The 25462-nt window shown below is 73.4% G+C and carries 24 protein-coding genes; 10 read left to right on the top strand and 14 right to left on the bottom strand.

Annotated elements, in window-relative coordinates; all coding sequences use genetic code 11:
* Nucleotides 1-28: 28 nt before the first annotated feature.
* Both GA0070613_RS10415 and GA0070613_RS10410 read right to left on the bottom strand, forming a co-directional pair.
* On the bottom strand, nucleotides 29-502 hold the full coding sequence (locus tag GA0070613_RS10415; protein WP_172875785.1) for a hypothetical protein: 474 nt from the start codon (nucleotides 500-502) through the stop codon (nucleotides 29-31).
* A 41-nt stretch (nucleotides 503-543) separates the two neighbouring features.
* Nucleotides 544-1020, bottom strand: a complete 477-nt coding sequence (locus tag GA0070613_RS10410; protein WP_089012101.1) for a hypothetical protein — start codon at nucleotides 1018-1020, stop codon at nucleotides 544-546.
* A gap of 132 nt (nucleotides 1021-1152) precedes the next feature.
* Here GA0070613_RS10410 and GA0070613_RS10405 point away from each other — a divergent pair, with 132 nt between their 5' ends.
* Nucleotides 1153-2442, top strand: coding sequence for an MFS transporter (locus GA0070613_RS10405; protein ID WP_089012100.1), 1290 nt, complete (start codon nucleotides 1153-1155; stop codon nucleotides 2440-2442).
* 102 nt (nucleotides 2443-2544) lie between these two features.
* Here the strand turns inward: GA0070613_RS10405 and GA0070613_RS10400 are convergent, their stop codons facing one another.
* The gene (locus GA0070613_RS10400) at nucleotides 2545-4284 is read right to left on the bottom strand and encodes a bifunctional metallophosphatase/5'-nucleotidase (protein ID WP_089012099.1); all 1740 of its coding nucleotides are present in this window, start codon (nucleotides 4282-4284) and stop codon (nucleotides 2545-2547) included.
* Nucleotides 4285-4569: 285 nt separating this feature from the next.
* Between GA0070613_RS10400 and GA0070613_RS10395 the strand changes: the two genes are divergently transcribed.
* Together GA0070613_RS10395 and GA0070613_RS10390 are read left to right on the top strand one after the other, a co-directional pair.
* Entirely contained in the window at nucleotides 4570-5373 is an 804-nt protein-coding gene (locus GA0070613_RS10395; RefSeq protein WP_089012098.1) for an alpha/beta fold hydrolase, read from the top strand.
* Nucleotides 5374-5518: 145 nt separating this feature from the next.
* Nucleotides 5519-6085, top strand: coding sequence for a hypothetical protein (locus GA0070613_RS10390; RefSeq protein WP_231929740.1), 567 nt, complete (start codon nucleotides 5519-5521; stop codon nucleotides 6083-6085).
* A 268-nt stretch (nucleotides 6086-6353) separates the two neighbouring features.
* Here GA0070613_RS10390 and GA0070613_RS10385 read toward each other — a convergent pair whose 3' ends face one another.
* The gene (locus GA0070613_RS10385; protein WP_089012097.1) at nucleotides 6354-7133 is read right to left on the bottom strand and encodes a phosphodiesterase; all 780 of its coding nucleotides are present in this window, start codon (nucleotides 7131-7133) and stop codon (nucleotides 6354-6356) included.
* A 232-nt stretch (nucleotides 7134-7365) separates the two neighbouring features.
* Between GA0070613_RS10385 and GA0070613_RS10380 the strand changes: the two genes are divergently transcribed.
* Nucleotides 7366-8742 (top strand): sensor domain-containing diguanylate cyclase, encoded by a 1377-nt coding sequence (locus GA0070613_RS10380; protein WP_408630997.1) that lies wholly within the window; start codon nucleotides 7366-7368, stop codon nucleotides 8740-8742.
* A gap of 43 nt (nucleotides 8743-8785) precedes the next feature.
* Here the strand turns inward: GA0070613_RS10380 and GA0070613_RS10375 are convergent, their stop codons facing one another.
* Together GA0070613_RS10375 and GA0070613_RS10370 are read right to left on the bottom strand one after the other, a co-directional pair.
* On the bottom strand, nucleotides 8786-9847 hold the full coding sequence (locus GA0070613_RS10375) for an aspartate-semialdehyde dehydrogenase (protein WP_089012095.1): 1062 nt from the start codon (nucleotides 9845-9847) through the stop codon (nucleotides 8786-8788).
* A gap of 4 nt (nucleotides 9848-9851) precedes the next feature.
* Complete coding sequence (locus tag GA0070613_RS10370) at nucleotides 9852-11117, bottom strand: aspartate kinase (protein WP_089012094.1); 1266 nt, start codon at nucleotides 11115-11117, stop codon at nucleotides 9852-9854.
* Nucleotides 11118-11363: 246 nt separating this feature from the next.
* On the opposite strand from GA0070613_RS10370, the gene GA0070613_RS10365 reads away from it, so the two are divergent.
* The gene (locus GA0070613_RS10365; RefSeq protein ID WP_231929739.1) at nucleotides 11364-12146 is read left to right on the top strand and encodes a hypothetical protein; all 783 of its coding nucleotides are present in this window, start codon (nucleotides 11364-11366) and stop codon (nucleotides 12144-12146) included.
* An 83-nt stretch (nucleotides 12147-12229) separates the two neighbouring features.
* Nucleotides 12230-12760 (top strand): nitroreductase family protein, encoded by a 531-nt coding sequence (locus GA0070613_RS10360; RefSeq protein WP_089012093.1) that lies wholly within the window; start codon nucleotides 12230-12232, stop codon nucleotides 12758-12760.
* A gap of 29 nt (nucleotides 12761-12789) precedes the next feature.
* On the opposite strand, the gene GA0070613_RS31980 is transcribed toward GA0070613_RS10360, so the two are convergent.
* Nucleotides 12790-13779, bottom strand: coding sequence for an ArsR/SmtB family transcription factor (locus tag GA0070613_RS31980; RefSeq protein WP_157746321.1), 990 nt, complete (start codon nucleotides 13777-13779; stop codon nucleotides 12790-12792).
* 76 nt (nucleotides 13780-13855) lie between these two features.
* Here GA0070613_RS31980 and GA0070613_RS31975 point away from each other — a divergent pair, with 76 nt between their 5' ends.
* Nucleotides 13856-15175 carry an MFS transporter gene (locus GA0070613_RS31975; protein ID WP_157746320.1) on the top strand — a complete coding sequence of 440 codons (1320 nt, stop codon included), beginning with the start codon at nucleotides 13856-13858 and terminating at the stop codon, nucleotides 15173-15175.
* A 272-nt stretch (nucleotides 15176-15447) separates the two neighbouring features.
* Nucleotides 15448-17199, top strand: coding sequence for a 2-isopropylmalate synthase (gene leuA, locus GA0070613_RS10345; RefSeq protein WP_089012090.1), 1752 nt, complete (start codon nucleotides 15448-15450; stop codon nucleotides 17197-17199).
* 91 nt (nucleotides 17200-17290) lie between these two features.
* On the opposite strand, the gene GA0070613_RS10340 is transcribed toward leuA, so the two are convergent.
* The 4 genes from GA0070613_RS10340 to GA0070613_RS10325 all read right to left on the bottom strand — a co-directional run bounded on the left by GA0070613_RS10340 (nucleotide 17291) and on the right by GA0070613_RS10325 (nucleotide 20999).
* The gene (locus GA0070613_RS10340) at nucleotides 17291-17932 is read right to left on the bottom strand and encodes a hypothetical protein (protein ID WP_089012089.1); all 642 of its coding nucleotides are present in this window, start codon (nucleotides 17930-17932) and stop codon (nucleotides 17291-17293) included.
* The gene (locus GA0070613_RS10335) at nucleotides 17929-18351 is read right to left on the bottom strand and encodes a YbaB/EbfC family nucleoid-associated protein (RefSeq protein WP_089012088.1); all 423 of its coding nucleotides are present in this window, start codon (nucleotides 18349-18351) and stop codon (nucleotides 17929-17931) included. The genes GA0070613_RS10340 and GA0070613_RS10335 overlap by 4 nt, the downstream gene beginning before the upstream one ends.
* Before the next feature lie 19 nt (nucleotides 18352-18370).
* Nucleotides 18371-19426, bottom strand: a complete 1056-nt coding sequence (locus GA0070613_RS10330) for a hypothetical protein (RefSeq protein WP_089012087.1) — start codon at nucleotides 19424-19426, stop codon at nucleotides 18371-18373.
* 73 nt (nucleotides 19427-19499) lie between these two features.
* Nucleotides 19500-20999 (bottom strand): MFS transporter, encoded by a 1500-nt coding sequence (locus tag GA0070613_RS10325; RefSeq protein ID WP_089012086.1) that lies wholly within the window; start codon nucleotides 20997-20999, stop codon nucleotides 19500-19502.
* Between the two features lie 108 nt (nucleotides 21000-21107).
* Here GA0070613_RS10325 and GA0070613_RS10320 point away from each other — a divergent pair, with 108 nt between their 5' ends.
* Together GA0070613_RS10320 and GA0070613_RS10315 are read left to right on the top strand one after the other, a co-directional pair.
* Nucleotides 21108-21764 carry an HNH endonuclease family protein gene (locus tag GA0070613_RS10320; RefSeq protein WP_089012085.1) on the top strand — a complete coding sequence of 219 codons (657 nt, stop codon included), beginning with the start codon at nucleotides 21108-21110 and terminating at the stop codon, nucleotides 21762-21764.
* The gene (locus GA0070613_RS10315) at nucleotides 21746-22237 is read left to right on the top strand and encodes a hypothetical protein (protein WP_089012084.1); all 492 of its coding nucleotides are present in this window, start codon (nucleotides 21746-21748) and stop codon (nucleotides 22235-22237) included. The genes GA0070613_RS10320 and GA0070613_RS10315 overlap by 19 nt, the downstream gene beginning before the upstream one ends.
* Before the next feature lie 53 nt (nucleotides 22238-22290).
* On the opposite strand, the gene GA0070613_RS10310 is transcribed toward GA0070613_RS10315, so the two are convergent.
* From GA0070613_RS10310 to GA0070613_RS10300, 3 genes are all read right to left on the bottom strand, one after another.
* On the bottom strand, nucleotides 22291-23388 hold the full coding sequence (locus GA0070613_RS10310) for an ABC transporter ATP-binding protein (protein ID WP_089012083.1): 1098 nt from the start codon (nucleotides 23386-23388) through the stop codon (nucleotides 22291-22293).
* Nucleotides 23385-24371, bottom strand: coding sequence for an ABC transporter ATP-binding protein (locus GA0070613_RS10305; RefSeq protein WP_089012082.1), 987 nt, complete (start codon nucleotides 24369-24371; stop codon nucleotides 23385-23387). The genes GA0070613_RS10310 and GA0070613_RS10305 overlap by 4 nt, the downstream gene beginning before the upstream one ends.
* A 112-nt stretch (nucleotides 24372-24483) precedes the next feature.
* On the bottom strand, nucleotides 24484-25440 hold the full coding sequence (locus tag GA0070613_RS10300; protein ID WP_231929815.1) for an ABC transporter permease: 957 nt from the start codon (nucleotides 25438-25440) through the stop codon (nucleotides 24484-24486).
* Nucleotides 25441-25462 lie beyond the last annotated feature (22 nt).

Genomic DNA, 25462 nt, shown 5'->3' with positions numbered 1-25462 from the left:
CGAGCCGGACGGAGCGATCAGCCCGGTTTCAGTCGTGCAGCTCGGTGCGCGCCACCTCGGCGAAGGCGGCGGTCAGGTAGCCCTCCAACGGCCGGCCGGTGACCGCCAGCAGGTCGGCAACGAGGAGCGGGGCGTGCCGGGCGACCGCCGCCGGGTCCGGCGGGACGTCGTCGTCGCCCGGGTCGTACACGCCGAGGGCGCTGGCCAGCAGGACCAGCAGCACGTGCGGGTCCACGTCGGGTCGCCAGGGCGCGACGTCCCGGACGCAGCGTTCCAGCACCTGTCGTACGTCGTCGCCGTCCAGCCCGTCCGGGTGGGTCTCCTCAAGCAGGCGCCGGACCACTCCGCCGAGGACCAGGCCGGCCCGGTCGGCGCCGGTGAGCCGGTCGACCGCCGGCTCGTACGCCCCGGCGTCGCGATCCCGCGCCGCGGCGACGGCGTCCGTGGCGGCCGCCGCGATCTCCCGGGCCGGTGCGGGCAGGTGGCGCCAGGTCGTGGTCACCGGGCCAGCATGGCAGACCGCACCGACAGGCCGCCGGGCCGTCAGTCCACGTCGTCGGCCCGCCCGGACGACCGTCCGCGCCGGAGCGTCACGGCCGCCGCCGCGTGCGCGGCGGCCACCAGCACCACCGGCACCGACCAGCGCACCCAGGACTCGTCCGCCCGGCTCACCAGGGCACCGGCGCCGCACAGCACGGGTACGGACAGGAGCAGCCCGACCAGCGGCACCGCCCAGGGCCGGGGCAGGCGCAGCACCCAGCCGACCAGCAGGCCGGCGACCAGGGCGGCCGGCAGCCCCAGCTCGATCGTCGTCATGATGGTGGCGCCGAGCACCGCCACCCCGGAGCCGTTGGCGGCGTCCTCCGCCGTCTGCCGGGCGAGCCCCGCGTCGATCAGCTGCTGCGCGCACGCCGCGGCGGCCAGGAACACGGCGACGGCGGCGACCCCGACGAGGGCGCCCCGTCCCGCGTACCAGAGCACGCCCGGGTCGGCCTGGGACGTGGGCTTCTCGGCGAGCACACCGGACGCTAACCCGGATCGGGGCGGCCGGTGTGCCCGCAACGTGTGCCTGCTCACCCACCTGCTCTGCCGAGCGCAGAAGCGGCGGTAATCGGCTCGCGTTGCGTCGTACCCCTCGCAGAGAATCCAGCCATGCTGCGCCGCGCCCTACCCGCCCGCCCGGAAGCCCGCCGGATCCTGCTCGGCACCCTGCTCTCGGCGATCGGGCGCGGCCTGACCCTGCCGTTCCTGTTCATCTACCTCACCGACGTGCGCGGGCTGACCGACACCCGGGCCGGTCTGGTGATCGGCTGGTTCGGCGCGGTCACCCTGGCCCTGTCGCCGGTGGGCGGGACGCTGATCGACCGGTTCGGGGCCCGCCGGGTGGTGCTGCCCTGCCTGGTCGTGGAGGCGGTGGGCACCGGCTCGCTCGCTCTGGTCGACTCGACCGCGACGGCCTTCGCGGTCGCCACGCTGATCGCGGTGGGCGGCTCGGCGCTCTGGTCCGGGCAGACCACCATCCTCGCCTCGCTGACCGACGACGGCGAGCGGCAAAGGGTCTTCGGCCTCCAGTTCGCCCTGCTCAACCTCGGCATCGGGGTGGGTGGCCTGATCTCCGGCGCGGTCGTGGACATCGCCCGGCCGGTCACCTTCCAGGCCATCTACCTGCTGGACGCGCTGAGCTACCTGATGCCGGGGCTGATCCTGCTGACCCTGCCGCACGTCGGCCGCCGGCTCACCGCCGCCCCGACCGCCGGGGACCGGCCGTCGACCGGCGGGTACCTCACGGTGCTGCGGGACCGGCCGTTCCGCCGCCTGGTGATCTTCGGCCTGGTTCTCACCACCTGCGGGTACGCGCAGATCGAGGTGGGCTTCACCGCGTACTCCGTCCGGGTGGCCGAGGTGACGCCGCGGGTGGTGGCCTGGGCCCTCGCCGGCAACACCGTGATGATCGTGCTCTCCCAGCTGCTGGTGATCCGTCGGATGGAGGGGCGGAGCCGGACGGGCGCGCTCGCCGCGGTGGGCGCGGTCTTCGCGACCGCCTGGCTCGTGCTCGGCGCCGCCGGCCTAATCGGCACGGGCAACGCGCTGGTCGCCGCGCTCGGCGTGGTGGCCTGCGCGGCGATCTTCGGCTTCGGCGAGACGATGCTGTCGCCGGTGATGCCCGCGCTGACCAACGCGCTCGCCACCGACGATCTGCGCGGCCGGTACAACGCGATGAGCTCGATGATCTTCGGGGTCAGCGGGATCATCGGCCCGGTCACCGCCGGCCCGCTGATCGGTGCCGCCGACGGGCGGATCTGGGTGGTCGTCGTGGTCGGCGGCTGCCTGACCGCCTCGGCGCTGGCCCTGTCGCTGCGCCGGCTGCTGACCCCGGCCCAGGACGGCCGCCTCACCGCGGTCCCGGCCCCCGTCCGGGACCCGGAACCCGCCGCCCGCTGACGCCCCTCGCCGGGCCGGCGGGCGGGCGGGTGGCCGGGTGGCGGGAATGCGAACGGGCCCCGGAGCGGATGCTCCGGGGCCCGTCGTCGGGAGGGCCTGCCGTCAGGCGGCGGGGACCTCGGTGGTGGTCTGGATCCGGTCCAGCGCCGGCGCGGAGACCGGCGACTTCTCGGTGAGGTACGCGGTGAAGGCGTCCAGGTCGATCATGCCGGTGACCGGGTTCGTGCCGCCGGTGAGGACGCTGAACCCGTCGCCGCCGCCGGCGAGGAAGTTGTTCACCGTGACCCGGTAGGTCGCGGCGTCGGTGACCGGGGCACCGTTGATGGTGAGGCTGCCCCGGACCACCCGGGTGCCGCTGCACGGCGCGCCGGCCGCGGCGGTGGTCCCGTTGGTGTCCACCACGTAGTGCACGGTCGACGAGGCGTACAGCACGCGGGCGACCGTGAACTGCTGCTCCAGCATGCAGTAGAGCTGCGCCCCGGTGAGGTCCAGCGTCACCAGGTTGTTGGTGAACGGCTGCACCGTGAACGCCTCGGCGTAGGTGACCGGGCCGGCGTCGAGGTCGGCGCGGACACCACCGGGGTTCATGAACGCGGCGACCGCGTTCTGCTCGTTGTCGGTGGCGGCGAACTGGGCGTCGGCGATCAGGTTGCCCAGCGGCGACTCACCGGTCTGGTACGTCGGCTTGCCGTTGGCGTCCACGCCGGTCTGGTAAAGGTTCTCCTGCGTCTTGGTGATCGCCGTGGTGGTCTCGCCGACCACCTTGTCGGCGACCGGGCCGAGCGCGGTCTTGTACCGGTTGATCAGCGCGGTGGACGCCGGGTCCTTCGGGACGTCCCGGGTGACCACGACGTTGTTCGCCTTGGCGGTGATCACGTCACCCGAGCGGCGGTCGATCTGCAGGTCGATGTCGGTGACCAGGCGACCGAACGAGCTGGCGCTGGTGACCAGCTTGCCGTTGATGTTGCAGTTGTACGCGGCGTGGGTGTGCCCGCTGACGATCACGTCGATCGACGGGTCCATCCGGTTGGCGATGTCGACGATCGGCCCGCTGAAGCCGGTGCAGTCGTTGATCCCGCCGCCGTTCTGCACCCCGCCCTCGTGCAGCAGCACGACGATGGTCTCGACGCCCTGCGCGCGCAGGATGCGGGCGTACTTGTTGGCGGTCTCCGCCTCGTCTGCGAAGGTGAGGCCGGCGACGCCCTGCTGGCTGACGATCTGCGGGGTGCCCTCCAGGGTCATCCCGATGAAGCCCACCTTGACGCCGTCGACCTTCTTGATGCCGTACGGCGGCAGCAGCGGCTGGCCGGTGGCGGTCTTGAAGGCGTTGGCGGAGAGGTACTGGAAGTTGGCGCCCTCGAACGGGGTGCCGTCGGCGCAGCCGTCCACCGGGTGGCAGCCGCCGTTCTGCATCCGGAGCAGCTCGGTGGCGCCCTCGTCGAACTCGTGGTTGCCGACGCTGGTGAACTCGAGCCCGGCGAGGTTCATCTCCTCGATGGTCGGCTCGTCGTGGAAGGCCGCGGAGAGCAGCGGGGAGGCGCCGATCAGGTCACCGGCGGCGACCGTGATGGTGCGCTCCTGCTCCTCCTCGGTGGTGCCGCGCAGCTTGGCGAGCTGGGTCGCCAGGTACTCCGCGCCACCCGCCGGCTGCCCCGCGATGGTGCCGCTGGAGCCGGTCGGCGGCTCCAGGTTGCCGTGGAAGTCGTTGATGGCGAGCAGCTTGACGTCGACCGGCTTGGGACCGGCCTCCGCCTGGTTGGGGTTGACGGCGACCGTGCCGAGCGCGGTCGCGGCGAGCGCGACCAGACCGACGGCGGCCCGGCGCATCCCGGGGACGGACATGGAACTCCTCGTGAGAATCGGCGCGTGACGGTTCGGGACGATGGTTCGCCCGGCGACCCTGATCCGTGCCGTGGCAAGGGTCGATGGCGGGCGACGGCGGTCGGGGGATGCCGCCCCGCCGGGGCAAGCTTGCCATCCGACACGCGATCGGTCGACCGGGACAGCACAACAGAGCCATGGATCTGGCCGGCGACCTGTACCGGTCTGCCCGACGAGTCCGACATGACGGGCTGGTGAATTCCTGCAGGGCCGCCCGCTGTCGGGGGCGTGGGCTAAAAAGTAACCATGACTCCCGACGGGACGGCCTGGACGGTGGGCTCCGCCAAGTCCGCCGACGGCACCGCGATCGCGTACGAGACCGCCGGCGAGGGACCGCCGATCATCCTGGTGGGCGGCGCCTTCAACGACCGGTCGACCACCCGTCCGCTGGCCGCCGCGTTGGCCGCCGACTTCACCACGTACGGCTACGACCGCCGGGGCCGGGGCGGCAGCGGCGACACCGCGCCGTACGCGGTGCAGCGCGAGATCGAGGACGTGGCGGCGCTGATCGAGACGGCCGGCGGCACGGCTTACGTCTACGGTCTGTCCTCCGGGGCGATCCTCGCCGCGTACGCGGCCGCCGAGGGGCTGCCGATCGCCGGGCTGGCCCTCTTCGAGCCGCCGTTCCAGGTCGGGCCGGAAGGCGGCACCAAGGCGGAGCTGTCGGAGCGGCTCACCGAGCTGGTGTCCGCGGGCCACCGGGGCGACGCGGTGGAGCTGTTCCTGACCGACGCGGTGGGGGTGCCCGCCGAGGCCGTCGCCGGGATGCGCGGGATGCCGGAGTGGTCCTGGATGGAGGGTCTGGCGCACACCCTCGCATACGACACCACGGTCAGCGGTGACGGCGCGCTGCCCGCCGCCCGGCTCGCGACGATCGCCACGCCCACCGTCGTCGTCGACAGCACCGGCAGCCCGCGGTGGCTGCGGGCCGCGGCCACCGCGACGGCCGCGGCGATTCCCGGTGCCACGCACCGGAGTCTGCCCGGCGGATTCCACGAGGTCCCGCCGGAGGATCTCGCCCCCGCACTCCGCGCCGACCTGCTCGGCTGAGCGGTCACGGCAAGACATGGTGGCGCTTCATCGACTCGGGACAGAGCGTCCGATAAGGATCAGAAGTGAGAATTTTTCTGCGGTTTGGGGCGATGACCACGGGTACCGGATTGGAGCAACGGCAATCCAACGGAAGGAAGAATTCATGCGCGCAGCACGATTCCGCACCGCCTTCGTCGCCCTGACCGCCGCCACGGGATTGGTCCTCGGTGGAACCGGCGTGGCTCAAGCCGCCCCGGTCACCCAGCAGGCTCCCACCGTCGCGCCGGCCGCATCCACGGTGAGCACCCCGGTCACCGGTAGCTTCACGGACGCGCTGGGTGGGGCTGGCACCTTCGCCGGCACCTTCACCCCGACCCGGTTCGTCAACCAGAACGGGCAGTTGGCCGCGGTCGGCACGCTGACCGGCACCCTGACCAACCCCGCGGGCACCCCGCTCGGCGCCGTTACCCAGCAGGTCACCGTGCCGGTCCAGGTCAGCGGCACCTGCGACATCCTCAACCTGGACCTCGGCCCGCTGGACCTCAACCTGCTCGGCCTCCAGGTGCACCTCGACGAGGTCGTGCTCGACATCACCGCCCAGCAGGGCCCGGGCAACCTGCTCGGCAACCTGCTCTGCGCGGTCGCCGGCCTGCTCGACAACACCGGCGGCGCGGGCGGTGCCCTGAACGGGCTGGTCGCCCTGCTCAACCGGATCCTGTCCGCCCTCTGACGGACCTGACCCACCCAAAGAGCTGAGGTCGGAGGCCGCCGGCTGGTCCCGGCGGCCTCCGCACGTCCGGGCTCAGTCCGTCATCTCTCCGGTCGCCCTCGTGACCAGCTCCAGCAGCGCGACCCGCTGCCACCGGCCGGTCGGCCAGAGCCGGTGATCCGCTCGGCGTCCCAGCCGTGTGCCTCGCGCAGCCCCCGGGCCAGCATCCCCAGGTCCTGCGCCGCGAGGGTTCGACCCGTACGCGACGTACCGGAGCTGGTCCAACCCCTCAGAACCAGCAGGTCTGCCCGGCGGCGTGGCTGACCTGGACGGTGTGCGTGACGCAGCCGCCGTCGGCCACCCGGTGCAGCAGGAACGCGGTCGGCTCGGCGACCAGCCCGATCTCCTCGTCGTCGCTCATCGTCAGCGAGGCCTGCACCCAGGTGCTCGGCGCGGTGGTGAGCACCGTGCCGGCGAAGCCGGCGGTGACCGGGCGGTGCAGGTGACCGGCGGTGACGCGTACGACATGGGAGTGCCGGCCGATCACCTGGGCGAGCGCGTCGCCGTCGGCGAGCCGGATGGCGTCGGCGACCGGGAGGCCGACCGCGACCGGCGGATGGTGCAGGCACACGACGGCGGGCACCTCCGGCCGGCCGGCCAGCACCCCGTCGAGCCAGGCCAACTGATCGTCGCCGAGCCGCCCGCCGCTGCCGCCGGGGGCGAGCGAGTCCAGCACCACGACGGTCGCGTCCGGGTGGTCGACGTGGTAGTACGCCGAGAAGCCGCCACCCAGGTAGGACGTGCCGCCGAAGGTGTCCAGCAGCGACTCCCGATCGTCGTGGTTGCCGGTGGCGAGGTGAACCGGCAGCGGGAAGCGGCCGACGATCTCACGGAGCGCGACGTACTCGTCGGTGCGGCCGTTGTTGACCAGGTCGCCGGTGATCACGACGCAGTCCGGGCGGGGTCGCAGCGCCAGTACCCGGCCGAGGGCGCGGTGCAGCGCGGCGGCCTGCTCGGCGGCGAGCGGGCCGGTGGTCACGTGCGGGTCGCTGAGCTGGGCGATGAGCATCGACGCCTCCTCGGGACCGGGACCCTCACGCTATCGCCGACCACCCCCGCCGCGCGGCCCCGCCGTCCCCACAGGCCACGTCCACAGCCTGTGGATAGCACATGTGTACGAAGGTCGGCGGACCGTGCGCTGGGTACCCTTGATCGCACCCCCCGGCGCCGGCCCGGGCCCTCCCACCAGGAACGACGTGGATCACGAGCGAGTCGTCCGAGACGTCACGGTCCGCCTGCCGATGGCGTCGACCGCCCTGGAGGCGTGCCAGTGGACCGTCGCCGCGCTCGCGCGACACACCCCGGCCACCCTCTCGATCCTGCTCCAGGTCCACGACCGGCTCCGCTGCGTCGCGGCCACCGGCGCCTGGCAGGTCTTCTCCACCGTGCCGCCGAAGACCGGCATCGTCGGCCGGGTGTACGCCTCCGGCGAGCCCGCCACCGTCGCGGACGTCACCACCGACCCCGACTACCTCCCGGTACGCCCCGACGTGACCGCCGAGCTCTGCGTACCGGTGCTGGACCCGGCGGGGCGACCGATCGGCGTGCTCGACCTGCAGTGGAGCGACCCGGTCGAGCTGGGGCCGTGGCGGGAGACCGCGGAGCGGCTGGCCGCCCGGCTGGGCGCCCGGATCACGGCGCTCGGCGGACCGCCGGCCGAGAGCCGCAGCGAGAAGCTGCTCCGGCACGCTGCCGCGATGACCTCGGCCCCCACCGACTGGGACCTGATGACCGCCGCGATCACCGCGGCCCGGGACGTCTCGGCCCTCTCCGCCGCCGTACTGGTCCTCTCCGGCCGGCGTGGTGCCCGGCTCGGCGCGCCGACCAGCGCCCCCGGAGAGCTGGAGGCGCGGCTCCGCGCCGAACTGACCGAGGCCGGCGCCGTGCCGCTCGGCCGGCTGATCGCCCGGGCCCATCGGCACGGCGCGGCGTACACGCTGGGCGAGGCCGGACACCCGCCGACCGACGACTACCTGCCGCTCGCCCGGGCCGGGGCGCGCACCCTGGTGGCGGTGCCGGTCGGGCCGCCGGACGCCGGCGGGGTGCTGCTGATCGCGGACGAGCGCTTGCTCCGGCCCGACCCGACCACGGTCAACCTGATGGAGCTGCTGGCCGGGCAGGCGTGGACCTGCCTGGACCGGCTGCGCACCCTGGCCCGGCTGCGCGAGCAGGCCAGCTCGGACCCGCTCACCGGACTGCGGCACACCGGGCCGTTCGGGCAGCGGATCGCGACCGCCACTCCGGGGCGTACCGCCCTGCTGGCGATCGACGTGGACGGCTTCAAGGACGTCAACGACACGTACGGCCACCAGGCCGGCGACCGGCTGCTGGTCGGGCTGGCCCGGGCGCTGGAGGAGGCGCTGCGGCACGGCGACGAGCTGTACCGGATCGGCGGCGACGAGTTCGTCGCGGTGATCGAGGTGAACCGGCCCGAGGAGGCGGTCCGGATCGCCGAGCGCCTCACCGAGGCGGCCCGCCGCACCGGCCGCACCATCAGCGTCGGCGTCGCCCTGCCCCAGCCCGGGGAGGCGCCCGAGGGCACCCTCCGCCGGGCCGACCAGGCTCTCTACGCGGTCAAGCGCCACGGCCGCGACGGCGTCCGCCTCGCCGCCGCCTGACCGGCTCCCCCGCCGCCACCCCGGGCCATCGCAGACGAGGGGGTCAGGGGTGGGTGAATTCCTTGGCGAGGAGTTCGGCGATCTGGGCGGTGTTGAGGGCGGCGCCCTTGCGGAGGTTGTCGCCCGTCACGAAGAGGTCGAGCGCTCTCGGGTCGTCGACGGCGCGGCGGATGCGGCCGACCCAGGACGGGTCGGTGCCGACGGCGTCGATCGGCATCGGGAACTCGCCCGCGGCGGGGTCGTCGACCAGGATCACGCCGGGCGCGTTGCGCAGCGCCTCGCGGGCGCCCTCGGCGTTCACCTCGGTGGCGAAGACCGCGTGCACGGCCACCGAGTGGCCGGTCACCACCGGCACCCGTACGCAGGTGGCCGAGACCTTGAGGTCGGGCAGCCCGAGGATCTTGCGCGACTCGTTGCGCATCTTCATCTCCTCGGACGACCAGCCGCCGTCGGCGAGGGAGCCGGCCCAGGGCACCACGTTGAGCGCCAGCGGGGCCGGGAACGGCCCGAGTTCGTCGCCGACCGCCTGCCGCACGTCGCCCGGACGGGAGCCGAGCACCCGGTCCCCGGCGATCTTGCTGAGCTGGGCGTGCAGCGCGTCAACGCCGGCCTGCCCCGCCCCCGAGACTGCCTGGTACGAGGCGAGCACCAGCTCGCGCAGGCCGTACTCCCGGTGCAGCGGCGCGACCGCCACGATCATCCCGAGGGTGGTGCAGTTGGCGTTGGCGATGATCCCCTTGGGCCGGTTGCGCACCTGCTCCGGGTTGATCTCCGGGACCACCAGCGGGACGTCCCGGTCCATCCGGAACGCACCGGAGTTGTCCACCGCCACCGCGCCACGGCTGACCGCGACCGGAGCCCACTCGGCGGAGACCTCGTCGGGCACGTCGAACATGGCCACGTCGACGTCGTCGAACGCCTCCGGCGTGAGGGCCTGGACGGTCAGCTGCTCGCCCCGGCACGGCACCTGCCGCCCCACCGAGCGCTCCGAGGCGAGCAGCCGGATCTCACCCCAGACGTTGCGCCGGGAGGAGAGCAGCTGGCACATGACCGTGCCGACGGCACCGGTCGCCCCGACCACGGCGAGGGTGGGCAGCGACGACATCCGGTTACCGCCCGGTGCCCGCGTAGACCACGGCCTCGGAGTCGCCGCCCAGCTCGAAGGCGTCGTGGATGGCCCGGACCGCCTCGTCAAGGTCGGTGTCCCGGCAGACCACGGACACCCGGATCTCGGACGTGGAGATCATCTCGATGTTGACCCCGGCCGCGCCGAGCGCGGCAAAGAAGCCGGCCGCGACTCCGGGGTGGGACCGCATGCCGGCGCCGATCAGGGAGACCTTGCCGACATGGTCGTCGTAGAGGAGGCCCTTGAACTTGACCACCTCCTGGATCTTGCTGAGCGCGGCCATCGCCGTGGGGCCGTCGGTCTTGGGCAGCGTGAACGAGATGTCCGTCCGGCCGGTGCCCTCGGTGGAGACGTTCTGCACGATCATGTCGATGTTGATCTCGGCGCCGGCCACGGTGTCGAAGATCCGCGCGGCGGCACCCGGCTCGTCGGGCACGCCGACGATGGTGATCTTCGCCTCGCTGCGGTCGTGGGCGACCCCGGTGATCAGTGCCTGTTCCACAGGTAGGTCCTCCATCGATCCGGTGACCATCGTGCCGGTGTTGGTCGAGTATGACGAACGGACGTGGATCGGCAACCCCGCGCGCCGGGCGTACTCGACGCTGCGCAGGTGCAGCACCTTGGCGCCGCAGGCGGCCAGCTCCAGCATCTCCTCGTAGGTGATGTGCTTGATGTGCCGGGCGTTCGGCACGATCCGCGGGTCGGCGCTGAAGATGCCGTCCACGTCCGTGTAGATCTCACAGACGTCGGCGTCGAGCGCGGCGGCGAGCGCCACGGCCGTGGTGTCCGACCCGCCCCGGCCCAGCGTGGTGACGTCCTTGGTGTCCTGCGAGACGCCCTGGAAGCCGGCCACGATGACCACCGCGCCCTCATCCAGCGCGCCCTTCAGCCGGCCGGGGGTGACGTCGATGATCCGGGCCTTGCCGTGCACCGAGGTGGTGATCACGCCGGCCTGCGAGCCGGTGAACGAGCGGGCCTCGTACCCCAGGTTGTGGATCGCCATGGCGAGCAGCGCCATGGAGATCCGCTCCCCGGCGGTGAGCAGCATGTCCAGCTCGCGACCGGGCGGCAGCGGGCTGACCTGGTTGGCCAGGTCGAGCAGCTCGTCGGTGGTGTCCCCCATCGCGGAGACCACCACCACCACGTCGTCGCCGGCCTTGCGGGCGGCGACGATGCGCTCGGCCACCCGCTTGATCCGCTCGGCATTGGCGACGGAGGACCCGCCGTACTTCTGCACCACGAGTGCCACGACGGTGCACTCCCTCCCAGCGACCCTGAGCGTGCCGACGCCGCCGGGATCGGGTCCGGCGGCGCGTGTCAGACCTCATCAGCGTATCGGGCAGCCTGCGACGCCGGGTCGGGTGATCCCACCATCCGGCCCGGTGGGGGCCGGCTCACCAGGGAACACCGGCCGGCGGGAGGGCGGCGCGACACGCCGGAACGGGAGCCGTCCGGCGGACTCCCGGCACCCGTTCCCGCACCGCAGAATGTCCCGGTGCACGCTCACCTCCGCGCGGCCCGGCGACTGACCGGCGTCCTCGCGATCACCCTGCCGGCGCTCCTCGCCGCCTGCACCGCCGACCGGCCGACACCGTCCCCGCTCGCCACCGCCGACCCGGTGCCGGCCGGGGCGGACGCGGCGCGCGACGAGCTGGCCGCGCTGGCGGCCGCCGCGCAGGACCGCCACCTCACCGCCCGGTACGCGTTCGGCACGGCCGACGTCCCGGACCGGACGGTCGTGGTGACCAGCGCGAACGACGGCACCTGGCGAGTCGACGTGCCGGCGTGGGGACTGGGCGGCACGGTGGACGTCTCGCTCGCCGCCACGGCGGACGGGCTCTTCCAGTGCGCCCTGCCGTCGGCGGGCCGACCGGAGCCGGCCACCTGCGTACGCGTCGGCGACCCCGACGACGCCGTGCCCCAGCGGCTCGATCCCCGGGTGCAGCACCCGTTCACCGACTGGCTGGAGGTGCTCACCGACCGGCGCGCCCCGCTGGCGGTCTCCCCCGCCACGGCGCCGACCGGGGCCACCGGTCAGTGCTACTCGGTCGAGTCGACCTCCGCCTCGCTGAACGCCCCGCTGGACGTGGGCATCTACTGCTACCGGGCGGACGGGACCCCGACCGCGGTCCGCGCCGACTTCGGCACCCTCAAGCTGGCCGGCGAACCCGGCCCGGCGCCGGCGACCGTGCAACTCGCCGGGCCGGTGGTGGACGCCGACCCGGTCGGCCGCGCCGCGCCGTCCCCGTCCGACAGCCCGAGCGCGGGAACGCCCTGACCCTGGGTCACGTTACGGGTGCTCTTCGCCACATCGAGCCGCCCCGCCCCCGGGGCGAATCGCCCATAGGGGACCCTTTCCCCATGGCCGACCTCACCCCGCTGCTCGCCGTGCGCTGGAGCCCCCGGTCCTTCGACCCGGACGTCGAGCTGGCCGGCGACGAGGCGTCCTCGCTGCTCGAAGCCGCCCGCTGGGCCCCCTCGGCGGGAAACGCCCAGCCGTGGCGGTTCGCCCTCGGGCACCGACAGGACGAGACCTGGAAGCGGATCATGGTCAGCCTGGGGGCTGGCGACCAACACTGGGCCCGGCACGCCTCCGCCCTGGTGGTCGGCGCGCACACCGGCGGTGACGCCGAACGGGCCGCGTACGACCTGGGCCAGGCGATCGCCCACCTGACCGTGCAGGCCACCGCGCTCGGCCTGCACGTGCACCAGCTCACCCGGTTCGACCGGGCCGGACTCGCCGCCGAGCTGGACCTGCCACCGGACGTCCGTCCGCTGGTGGTGGCCGCCGTCGGGCGGCTCGGCGACCCGTTCGCCCTGCCCGAGGAGCTGCGCCGCCGGGAGACCGGACTGCGTCAGCGCCACCCGGTGGCCGCCCTCCTCCTGCGCTGACCGACCCGCGCGGTCGCCGTGCGTCGGGGTCACTCCCCCCGGCTGGCCCGCAGCAGGACCGCGGCGGCCTCGGTGCCCCGGTAGCGGACGTGCCGGCCCTGCCGGGACCGGGAGACCAGGCCGGCGGCGTGCAGGGCGGAGAGGTGCTGGGAGACGTTCCCGCAGGACATCCCCGTCCGCCGGGCGAGGTCGCTGGTGGTGGCCGCCGTGTCGAGCAGGTTGAGCAGTGCCGCCCGCCCCGACCCGATCACCCGGGCCAGGGGGTCGCCCGCCGCCACCGGGGACGTCTCCCAGAGGGTGGCCACCGCGCGCACCGGGTAGGTCCCGCCGGGCGGCGAGTCCTCCAGCAGGTTCCACAGCACCCGCCGGTCGGTGAAGATGCCCGGGTTGAGCGCCAGCCCCCGGCCACCCAGGTCGAAGTCGAGCTGCCAGGGGTCGTCGCTCACCACCCGGTCACCGGTCCAGCGCAGGCTCGCGTGCAGCTGGCCGAAGAGCTGCCCGGCGCCACCCTCGGCGAGCACGGCGGCCCGGTGGGCGATGTCCGCCTCCAGCAGCGCCCGGATCCGGGGCCAGTCCGGGGCGATCGCCTCGTCGTACCAGACCCGCAGGGCGGTGACCAGCTCCGGCAGCAGGCCACCGGGGTCGTCGCGCAGCGCCCGCCCGAACGGGCTCAGCGGTCTCGCCGGGGTGGTGGCGAGCAGGTCCCGGACCACCACCTCGGGCGGGGTGGCGGCGATCTGGTCGAGCTGCTCAGCCAGGTCGGCGTCGGGACGGGCCGCCGGCGGGGTGAGGAAGTCGGGCAGCCAGCGGCGCGGCCGGGTCAGCTCGACCAGCGGCCGGACCCGGGCGGCCACGTCGGGACGGCGCAGGGCCAGCCGGGCCTGGTCGATCCAGGGCAGGTGCACGGCGTGCCGGACCGGTTCCTCCAGCGCCCACATGCTGGAGACCGTCTCCCAGACCGGCGAGACGGCGAACCGCACGCCCGCGACATCGGAAGCGCCGAACCGCAGCTGCGACATCCCCACCCCCGTCGAGAATTCGGCTCAGCCTAAAAGGCTCGACCGGACCCTGGGGGGCACGGTTTGCTCGACCACCATGGGGACCAGGGACGCCATCCGCACCGCCGCCCGACACGTCGTACCGCCGGCCGGGCTGACCCGCGCCCTGGCCGTGCAGGCCATGGTGTACGCGGTCGGCCACGGCCTCTTCATGGCCGGCAGCGCGGTCTTCTTCACCCGGGCGCTCGGCCTCAGCCCCACCCAGGTCGGGCTCGGCCTGTCGATCGCCGCCGGGGTCTCCCTGCTCGGGACGGTCCCGCTCGGCGCGCTCACCGACCGGTACGGCGCGCAGCGGGTGTGGCTGGTCGGCGTGTTCGCCGAGGCGGTGCTCTTCGGGGCGTACCCCTTCGTGGGTGGCTTCGCCGGCTTCCTGGCCGTGGTGGTGGCGCTGGCCGTGGTGGACGCGACCGCCGGGGTGGCCCGGCAGGTCTACTCGATCAACGTGCTCCGCCCGGAGGAGCGGGTGACCGCGCTGGCGTACCAGCGCTCGGCGTTGAACGTCGGGTTCGGGCTCGGCGCGGTGATCAGCGGCGTGGTGCTGGCCGTGGACACGATGGCCGCGTACCGGGGAATGGTCTGGTTCAACGCCGTCATGCTGCTGGTCACCGCGGTCTTCGTGTACCGGCTGCCGCGGGTCCCGGTCGTCGCGGCGCCCGCGCAGCGGACCAGCCGGCTGGCGGTGTTCCGCGACCGACCGTTCCTGGCGGTGTCGCTGCTGGCCGGGCTGCTCAGCTCGCACGGCACGCTCTACCTGGTGGTGCTGCCGCTCTGGGTGCTCAGCCACACCGACGCTCCGCGCACCCTGATCGCGGCGCTGGTGCTGCTCAACACGATCCTCGCGGTGCTGCTCCAGGTGCGGGCCAGCCGGGGTGCCGACACGGTGGCCGGCGCCGGCCGGGCGCTGCGGACCGGGGGCCTGCTGATCGCGCTGTTCTGCCTGATCCTGCCGGTGTCGGCGCTGACCGGCGGGGTGGCGACCATCGGGGTGCTGGTCGGCGCGGCGGTGGTGCTCACCCTCGCCGAACTGGTCCAGTCGGCCGGCGCCTGGGGAATCTCCAGCACGCTGCCGCCGGCCGCGCACCGGGGCGCGTACGTCGGCGCGTTCCGGCTCGGCGGGCAGCTCCAGAACCTGGCCGCGCCGGCCGGGCTGACCGCCCTCGGGGTGAGCACCGGCGGCTGGGGATGGCTGCCGATGGCCGCGCTCTTCGCCGCCGCCGCCCTCGCGGCCGCGCCGATGGTCGCCTGGGCCGACCGTCGCCCACGCCTCGGCGAGATCGTCCCGGCGGGCGAGCCGAGCGGGGCTCAGCGGCCGCGGGCCGTGTCCAGCGCGACGGGGCGCGGCACGCTGGACAGGTAGAACGGGCACGATTCCACCGGGATTTGCGTCTCACCTGACGGACCCAGCTACCACGGGCCGCCGTGATCACGTAGGGTCACCCTGTCATGTGGCAGGCGCACCTTCTCCTTGGCTGCCGCGACGAGGCCTGACCGGCCGGCACCTCGTCGCGGAGTTGAACCGCGCCGTCCAGCACATCCGAACTTCCCATCGGCACCGCCCGGCACCGTCGCCGCGCACCCGCCGACACCTTCCGATTGCTGACGCCACATGTTCAGGGGAGCACCTTCACCATGGCTCAACCCGCCACTGACGCTGAGACCGATCCGATCGCCCGGCAGCGTCCCAGCCGGATGCCGTTCCAGCGCTACCTGCCCTACCACCAGCAGTTCCGGCTCGAGCTGCCGGACCGCACCTGGCCGACCCGCCGGGTCGAGGCCGCACCGCGCTGGTGCGCGGTCGATCTCCGCGACGGCAACCAGGCGCTGATCGACCCGATGTCGCCGGAACGCAAGCGCCGGATGTTCCAGCTGCTGGTCCAGATGGGCTACAAGGAGATCGAGGTCGGCTTCCCGTCGGCCAGCCAGACGGACTTCGACTTCGTCCGCCAGCTGATCGAGCAGGACCTGATCCCGGAGGACGTCACCATCCAGGTGCTCACCCAGTGCCGGGAGCACCTGATCGAGCGGACCTTCGAGTCGCTGCGTGGCGCGCGCCGGGCCATCGTGCACTTCTACAACTCGACCTCGACGCTCCAGCGCCGGGTGGTCTTCGGCCTGGACCGGGACGGCATCACCGACATCGCCACCCAGGGCGCCCGGCTCTGCCAGAAGTACGCCGAGATCCACACCCCGGACACCGACATCCACTACGAGTACTCCCCCGAGTCGTACACGGGCACCGAGCTGGAGTACGCGCTGGAGGTCTGCGCCAAGGTCATCGAGGTGGTCGACCCGACCCCGGACCGGAAGCTGATCGTCAACCTGCCGGCCACGGTCGAGATGGCCATGCCGAACGTGTACGCCGACTCGATCGAGTGGATGCACCGGCGCCTGCCCCGGCGGGACAGCCTGGTGCTCAGCCTGCACCCGCACAACGACCGGGGCACCGGCGTGGCCGCCGCCGAGCTGGGCCTGCTGGCCGGCGCCGACCGGATCGAGGGCTGCCTCTTCGGCAACGGCGAGCGGACCGGCAACGTCGACCTGGTGACCCTGGGGCTCAACCTGTTCTCCCAGGGCATCGACCCGATGATCGACTTCTCCAACATCGACGAGGTCAGGCGGGCCGTCGAGTACTGCAACCAGCTCCCCGTGCACGAGCGCCACCCGTACGCGGGCGACCTGGTCTACACCGCCTTCTCCGGCTCCCACCAGGACGCGATCAAGAAGGGCCTGGAGGCCCTCGCGAAGGACGCGGAGCGCGCCGGGGTGCCGGTCGACGAGTTCACCTGGGCGGTGCCGTACCTGCCGATCGACCCGAAGGACCTGGGCCGCACCTACGAGGCGGTCATCCGGGTCAACTCGCAGTCCGGCAAGGGCGGCGTCGCGTACGTCATGAAGAGCGAGCACCAGCTCGACCTGCCACGTCGCCTCCAGATCGAGTTCTCCGGCGTGGTGCAGCAGGTCACCGACCACGACGGCGGTGAGGTCGACCCGGGCACCATGTGGGAGATCTTCGCCCGCAACTACCTCGTCGACCACCAGGTCGACCCGGCGGTCAGCCTGGCCGGCTACACCATCGGCACCGCCGACGGCAAGGTCGAGATCGAGGCCGAGGTGGGTTTCGGCGGCGCACGTCGCTCGCTCGCCGCGGTCGGCAACGGCCCGATCGACGCGTACGTCAACGCGCTGCAGTCCCTCGGCGTAGCGGTACGGGTGCTCGACTACCACGAGCACGCGCTCTCCTCCGGCGGGGACGCCCAGGCCGCCGCGTACGTCGAGTGCGAGGTGGACGGCCGGACCGTCTGGGGCGTCGGGACGGACGCCAACATCGTGACCGCCTCGGTGAAGGCGGTCACCAGCGCGGTCAACCGCGCGCGGAGCTGAGCACACGGCGGCGTCCGGCACCCGGCCGGGCGCCGCCCGGCCTGTCGCCTCCGGCGGGCGGCCCGGGTCGGTCACCCGCGCCGGCGGCCGGTCAGCCGTCGGTACGGGGCACGCCCTGCCTGGTGAGCCGGTTCACGACGGCCCGCTCCTGCTCGGGCCCGGCGATCGGAGCCCGCACCGCCACCGGCGACCCGGTGTCCCGGACGAGCCGGTCGAGGTAGGACCGGAGCAGCGGGGCGGCGGGGCGCAGCGCCACCGCCGCCGGCCCGGTCACCTCGACCACGACCACCGACTGGCCGTACGGGTCCCGGCCGTACCGCCAGCCGGTGACGTCGGCCCAGGCCACCGCGGCGTCGTACGCCGGGTCGGCCGGCTCGCCGGTGCGCCGCTCGCCGAGGCTCGGCGCCCGGTACCGGACCCGGACACCCTCGTTCGAGAGCTCGGCCATCGGCAGCCCGACGCTGTCGTCCCGGCCGCCGCGGCGGCGATGTTCCAGCGGCGCCCCCGGCAGCAGGGCGAAGAACATCACGAACAGGAAGGTGCAGGCGGCGCCCCCGATCGCGGCGATCGGTGACCGGGACCAGAGCAGCACGAACACCAGCACGGCCAGCAGCGCGGCCACGCCGAGGGCGACCGGCACCAGCCAGCCGAGGACCGCGTGGCCGGCCCGGCGGGGCGCACGGACCACCAGCAGCTCACCGGCACGGCCCGGCTCGGCGGTCAACCCGATCATCCGGCCAGGTTCCGGCGGAGGGCGGCGAGGTTCTGCTCGATGTCGGCGGCCCGCTGGGAGAACTGCGCCATCGTCGCCTTCAGCTCCGGGCTGACGCCGAAGTCCCGCAGCAGCTGCTCCGGGTCGACCGGCGGACGCGCCGTCGCCTCCTGGACCGCCTCCGTCCAGTTCGCGGTCGCGGCGCGGATGGCGGCGAGGATGGCGTCCCGCAGGGTGTGGCTGTCCAGCCGCATCGCGCGCGGGTTGATCTCCAGGTCCTGCACGGCGCCGCCCGCGCCGACCCGGGCGGTGATCAGACCGTCCTCGCTGGTCCCCTCACCCACCGTCTCGGCGAGCACGGTGCGCTGCTGCTCGAACGCGTCCAGCCGCTGCCGCACCTGCCGCGTGGCCTGCTGGATCTGGGCCTCGAAACCGCTCATCGACGCTACCTTTCCTCGGTCAGGCGGAGTGCCAGGCGATCTTGACCTGCCGGAGGTCCGGCGTGCCGTCGCCCTGCTCGTCGAAGGTCTGCACCGCGGCGAACTCCTTGACCACGCCGGAGAGCAGGGTGACCGCCGCCGTGGCGACCGTGATCACGGTGCCGGTGGCGGTCAGCCAGGAGGCGCTGGCGGCCGCGCCGAGCGCCTGGATGATCGGCTGGAGCACGAGGGCCTGCGGGCCGATCGAGGAGAGCGTCAGGTCGAGGATCAACACGAAGAACTCGGCGGTGAAGGCGATGAACGCCAGCCAGAACGCGGTGAGCAGACCGGCCACGGCCAGCAGGGACGCGGACAGCGCGCCGAGCGCCTTCTGCACCTGACCCAGCTCCCGGGACACCTCGGCGACCACGTCGCGGTACTCGACCACGCTGCCGTCCACCCAGCCGGCCGTCGCGCCGGTGGCGTACCCGTCGAACTTCTTGATGACCGAACCCTCCAGGGTCGCCGCCACCGCGCCCAGCTCGCGCGCCGCCTCGATGACGGAGAACCCGTTCGCGACCATCGCCGCCGCGGTCAGCGGCGCGGGCAGGTAGTCGGGGGCCATCGCCGCGGTGGCCACCCCGAGGCCGACGAACATTGTCTGGGTGGCCACGGTGAGCACCTCGGCGGCGCCGTCGCCCAGCCCGTCCATCCCGCCGAGCGGGTCGGTGAAGAGGCGGGGGAACCCGGCGTCGCCGAGCCCGCCGAGGTAACCGGCCGGATCGTCGGCGGCGGGCGCCAGGAACATGTCCACGTTGGCCTGTTCGGCGGCGTGGTAGTTGGCCACCGTCCGGCGGAGCCCGGCGGCGACCGACTGGACGACCTGCACCGCCGTCTCCAGATTGCGCAGCTGGTAGTCGGCGACGGAGTTGTAGTAGCCCTCGGCGAACGACAGCAGCGCGCCAAACCCGGGCGGGTCGAGCCGGTACGAGTCGGCCATCCGCCGCGCCGCGTCGGTCAGGTCCGGCACGACGAACTGCTCCAGCCCGCGCGCGGCGTTGGTCAACTGGCCCGGATTGATCTCGATCTGGGTCAACGGTCCCCCCGGTCGGTCGCCTCCCGGCCACGCCCGGTGGCCGCCCACACCCTATCGATCCGACGCCCGCCCGTCAGGCCCCGCGACGGCGGCGGTCGTCGGGTGGGGTCGAGGCGGGCAGCGACGGGCACGGCTGGGCGCCGGGCGCCTCCCGGGGCGGCCGGTGGATCAGCAGCGCGGCCATCGCCGCGCCGGCCAGCAGCAACCCGGCACACCAGAGCAGCGCCCCACGGAAGGCGTGGGTCAGCGCCGACTTCTGCTCGTAGCCGGTGCCGGAGAGGCCGACCAGCAGCGGCAGCGCGGCCACCGCCAGCAGGCTGCCGGCCCGGGACGCCGCGTTGTTGAACCCGCTCGCCACCCCCGCGAACCGATCGGCCACGGCGGCCAGCACCGAGGCGGTCAGCGGCGCCACGACCAGGGTCAGTCCCGCCCCGAACAGCACCACCCCGGGCAGCACGTCCGTCCAGTACGACGCGCCGGGGCCGACCCGGCGGAGCAGCAGCAGGCCGACGGCGGCGACCACCGGACCGACGGTCAGCGGCAGCCGCGGGCCGATCCGCGCGGCGAGCGCGCCCGCCCGGGACGAGCCGACCGCCAGCAGCACCGTCATCGGCACGGTGGCCAGCCCGGTGAGCAGCGCCGACCAGCCGACCGCGTTCTGCAGGTAGACGGCGAGGAAGAAGGTGAAGCCGCCGAGCGCCGCGTACACCACCACGGTGAAGACGTTGAGCACCGAGAAGAGCCGGCTGGTGAAGAGGCCGGTGGGGAGCATCGCGGTGTCCCCGCGCCGCCGCTCCACCAGCACGAAGACCACCGCGGCGACCACGCCCACCAACACCGAGACCAGCACCGGCAGGGAGGCGACACCGTGGGCCGGGGCGTCGATCAGGGCGTACGTGACGCCGCCGAGGCCGAGCGCGCCGAGCAGCGCGCCCGCCACGTCGAACCGGCGATGCCCCGCGGCGGTACGTGAGACGTTCTCGTCCCGGCTCTCCGGCACCCAGCGCATCGCGGCGAGCACCACCGCCACCGCCAGCGGCACGTTGATGAAGAAGATCCACCGCCAGGAGAACGCGTCGATCAGCCAGCCGCCGAGGAGCGGACCGAGGGCGGTGGAGACGCCGGAGAGCCCGGCCCAGGTGCCGATCGCCTTGCCCCGGTCGTCCGGGTGGAAGCTGGCCTGGAGCACCGAGAGCGACCCCGGGGTGAGCAGCGCCCCGCCGGCGCCCTGGAGGAACCGGGCCGCGATCAGCCAACTGGTCCCCTGGGCCAGTCCGCAGAGCACCGAGGCGACGGCGAACCACACCACCCCGAGCAGGAAGACGCGGCGACGGCCGAACCGGTCGCCGAGCGCCCCGCCGAGCAGCACGAACGCGGCCAGCATGAGCAGGTACCCGTTCACCGTCCACTGCAGACCGGCCACCGTCGCACCGAGCTCGGCCCCGAGTCGGGGCAGCGCCACGTTCACCACCGTGGTGTCCAGGAACACCATGCCGGAAGCGAGGACGGCGGCGAGCAGCGTGCCCCGCCCGGCGGCGGTGCCCGTCCGGAGCGCGGGTGCGGATGCGGTCATGGCTAACAATCTGCCCGCGATCCGATCCGGACGCCACGAATCACAGAAACCGGCCCGGGGGTACTGTGCGGGATCGCCGGGAGCCCGCAAGCTGGAGAGGTGTCGTCTGTGCGTACCAGATCAGGAGCTCGCGTCGCGGTGGCGGCCGCGCTCGCCGCGGCGATCGCCCTCGGCGCTTCCGGCTGCGTGCCGGTCGGCGAGCCGGAGACCCCGCCGAGCAGCGCCGGCAACGTCACCCAGCAGCTCGGTGAGCTGACCGTCGCGAGTGCCGGGTCGATGAAGGGCTACAGCCGCGCCCGGTTCCCGCACTGGCGGGACACCGGGAAGAACTGCGACGTCCGGGACAGCGTCCTCCAGCGCGACGGGGAGAGCATCAAGCTCTCCGGTTGCAACGTGGTGGGCGGGCGCTGGGAGAGCGTCTACGACGGGCGGGTCTTCACCGACCCGGCCGACGTGGACATCGACCACATGGTGCCGCTGGCCAACGCGTGGCGCTCGGGCGCCGACGAGTGGGACGACTCGAAGCGCGGCGACTTCGCCAACGACCTGACCCGGCCACAGCTCATCGCGGTTTCCCTGACCTCCAACCGGGCAAAGGGTGATCAGGACCCCTCCCAGTGGAAGCCGGCGAACCGGTCGTACTGGTGCCAGTACGCCGCGGACTGGGTAACGGTCAAGCACTATTGGCGGCTGACGGTGACAAGTGCCGAGAAGGCCGCCCTCACCGACATGTTGGAGGGCTGCACATGGGCGAGCAAGCCGTGACCGGGGCCGGGGCGACACCCGCCCCGGACAAGACGCCGGACGCCGGTGGCGGGGGCGCCGCGGCGGCCGGCGGTGGCACCGGACCGACCACGGCCGGGATGACCGCGGACGGCGCCCCGGCGGCGCCCGCGGACGTCTCCGGGGCGGGCATGTCCGCCGACGCCAATCCGGCCGCGCCCGCCACGCCGGCCACCCCGGCCGAGGGGGCCACGGCCGGCGGCGGGGCGCAGCAGCGGACCGCGGACATCACGGCCGGGCCGGGCGGGGTGATGACCGACGAGGCCGGCGTGGTGACCGGGGAGCTGACCCTGCGCACCGAGCACGCCGACGGCCAGGTGACCCTGCGGGTGCAGTACAAGGACGCCGACGAGTGGTACGCGGTGAGCGGCGGCAGGGTCGCGCTGGCCGACCCGGCCGGCCTGGACGCCGTGCACGCCATCGCCGTCGCCCTGCTCAACCGCCCCGAGGGCTGACCCGGAACGCCACGAGGCCCCTTCCCCGGCGGGGAAGGGGCCTCGTGCCGTGCTCACGGGGTCGGGATCAGCTCACCGGTGTCGCCCGGCGCCGCGCCGTCGTCCGGCCGGACCAGCTCCGGCTCCACCTCGTGCGGCCGGATCCCCCCGGCCGCGATGTCCTCGGCGTAGTGGCAGGCCACCCGGTGCCCGCCGAGCACCTCGCGCAGCGCCGGCCGCTCGTCAGCGCAGCGGGTCGGCTGGGCCCACGGGCAGCGGGTGTGGAACCGGCACCCGGCCGGCGGGTTCGCCGGCGAGGGCAGGTCACCGGCGAGCAGGATCCGCTCGCGACGGTCCTCCACCAGCGGGTCCGGCACCGGCACCGCCGACATCAGCGCCTTCGTGTACGGGTGCATCGGCTCCCGGTAGAGGTCGTCGCTGGACGCCTCCTCCACCAGGCCGCCCAGGTACATCACCCCGACCGTGTCGGCGATGTGCCGGACCACCGCCAGGTCGTGGGCGATGATCAGGTACGTCAGGCCGCGCTCGTTCTGCAGGTCCTCCAGCAGGTTGAGCACCTGCGCCTGGATCGACACGTCCAGCGCGGAGACCGGCTCGTCGGCGACGATCAGCTCGGGGTTGAGCACCAGCGCCCGGGCTATGCCGATCCGCTGCCGCTGGCCGCCGGAGAACTCGTGCGGATACTTGCTGAGCGCCGAGGCCGGCAGGCCGACCGCCTCCAGGGTCTCGCGCAGTCGCTTGGCGGTCGCGGCCTTGTCGTCGGCCAGGCCGTGCGCCTTGAGCCCCTCCACCAGCAGGGACTCCACCGACTGCCGGGGGTCCAGGCTGGACAGCGGGTCCTGGAAGATCATCTGCATCCGGCGTCGGGCCCGGCGCAGCGACTCGCCCTTGAGCGAGCGGATCTCGGTGCCGTCGAAGACGATCTCGCCGTCGGTCGGCTCGACCAGCCGCAGCAGGCCCCGACCGAGGGTGGACTTGCCACAGCCCGACTCGCCCACCAGCCCGTACGTCTCACCCGCGTTGATCGACAACGAGACGCCGTCGACCGCGTAGACGTACCCGACGGTGCGGTCGAAGAGCACCCCGCTCTTGATCGGGAAGTGGACCTTGACGTCGCGCAGTTCGACCAGTGGTCCGGTCCGCTCGGTCACGGTACCGCCACCTCCTCAGAAACGGGGTTGTTGCAGCGCAGGTCGCCGCCGGTCGCGGTGGGGTCGAGCGGGGGCGGCCCCTCCAGGCAGGCGTCCACCACGTTGTCGCAGCGGGGGGCGAAGGCGCACCCCTCGGCCCACGGGATGTTGTCGGACACCGAGCCGCGGATGGCGTGCAGCCGCTCGCCGCGGGGCGAGTCCAGCCGCGGCACCGAGCTGAGCAGCCCGTGGGTGTACGGGTGCCGGGCCCGGGCGAACAGCTCGTGCCGGCGGGCCCGCTCCACCACCTTGCCCCCGTAGAGCACGTTGACCGTGTCGCAGAGGCCGGCCACCACGCCCAGGTCGTGCGTGATCATGATCAGCGCCGTGCCGGTCTCGTCGACGAGCTGCTTGAGCAGGGTGAGGATCTGCGCCTGGATGGTCACGTCCAGCGCGGTGGTCGGCTCGTCGGCGATCAGCAGCCGCGGCTTGCAGGCCAGCGCGATGGCGATCAGGGCCCGCTGCCGCATGCCGCCGGAGATCTGGTGCGGGTACTCCGTCAACCGCCGGGCCGGGTCGGGGATGCCGACCGCGTCGAGCAGCTCCCGCGCCTCCTTCATGGCCGCCCTGCGGTCCATCCCCCGGTGCCGCTCCAGCACCTCGGCGACCTGGAGACCGATCGGGACGACCGGGTTCAGCGAGGAGAGCGGGTCCTGGAAGATCATGCCGATGTCCCGCCCCCGCCGGTCCCGCATGTCGTCCGGGCGCAGCTTGAGCAGGTTGGCGCCCTCGAAGAGCACCTCACCGGTGACCTTGTTGCCCCGCTTCGGCAGCAGGCCCATGATCGCCAGGCTGGTCACGCTCTTGCCGCAGCCGGACTCGCCGACCAGGCCGACGGTCTGCCCCGGCTCCACGCTGAAGCTCACCTTGTCGACCGCGGTGAACGGCCGCTCACCGCGGCGCTGGAACACCACGCTCAGATCGCGTACGTCGAGCAGGCTCATCGGGTCACTTCCTCACGGTGCTGGTCCTTCGCTCGCGACTGCCGGGCTCGCAAGCTCACTCCTCGCGCTCGCCGCCGGCGTCCGCCGGCCGTGCTGATCCGCCGCATCGCCGTCACCGCCGGTTCTTCGGGTCGATCGCCTCGCGCATCGCCTCACCGAGCAGGGTGAAGCCGAGCGCGACCACGATGATCGCGAGCGCCGGGTAGTAGGCAAGTTCGGGACGGACCTCGAAATAGCGCTGACCGTCCACACCGAGCATCAGACCCCACTCGGCGCGGTTGATGTCCGGGTCGCCGAGCCCGAGGAAGGAGAGCGAGGCGGCCTCCAGGATGGCGGTGGACAGGGTCAGCGTGGCCTGCACGATCACCGCGGTCATCGCGTTGGGCAGCATGTGCCGGAGCACGATGTTGCGTTGCTTCACGCCCAGCGCCCGGGCGGCCAGCACGTGGTCGCTCTCCCGCTGGGCCAGCATCGAACCACGCAGCAGCCGAGCGAAGATCGGCACGTTGACGATGGCCACCGCGAAGATGACCGTCCACTGGCTGGATCGGCTGGCCATGGCCACCAGGCTGATCGCCAGCAGCAGGGCGGGCAGGGCCAGCATCACGTCGGTGAAGCGCATCAGGAGGTTGTCGACCCAGCCGCCGAACGCGCCGGCGATCGCCCCGACGAGCACCCCGAGGCTCAGGCCGATCAGGGTGGCGACCACGCCGACGAAGAGGGTCTGCCGGGCCCCGTAGATCATGCGGGAGAGGAAGTCCCGACCGAGTGGGTCGGATCCGAGTGGGAACTCGCCGCTGGCACCGGGAATGGTGTCGACGGTCAGGTTCTTCGTGAGCTCGTCGAAGCGCTGCGCCGGGTCGTGCGGGGCGAGCAGCGGCGCGAAGATCGCCACCAGGACGAAGAGCGCGACGATCGACGCGCCGACGATGGCGACCGGATTGCGCCGCAGCCGACGGAACGCGTCCCGGACGAGGCTCACGCCACCCTTGTCGGCGCCGGCCCGGGCCAGCTCGTCCAGGCGGGCCTTCTTCCGGTCGCCGAGCAGGCCGATGCTGCGCTCGCTCATGCCCTCCCGCCGCTCGCCGGCG

The organism is Micromonospora inositola (genome assembly GCF_900090285.1).
GTDB classification, from domain to species: domain Bacteria; phylum Actinomycetota; class Actinomycetes; order Mycobacteriales; family Micromonosporaceae; genus Micromonospora; species Micromonospora inositola.
The sequence above is the reverse complement of the archived record's forward strand: the minus strand, read 5'-3'. Positions and strand labels throughout refer to the sequence as shown.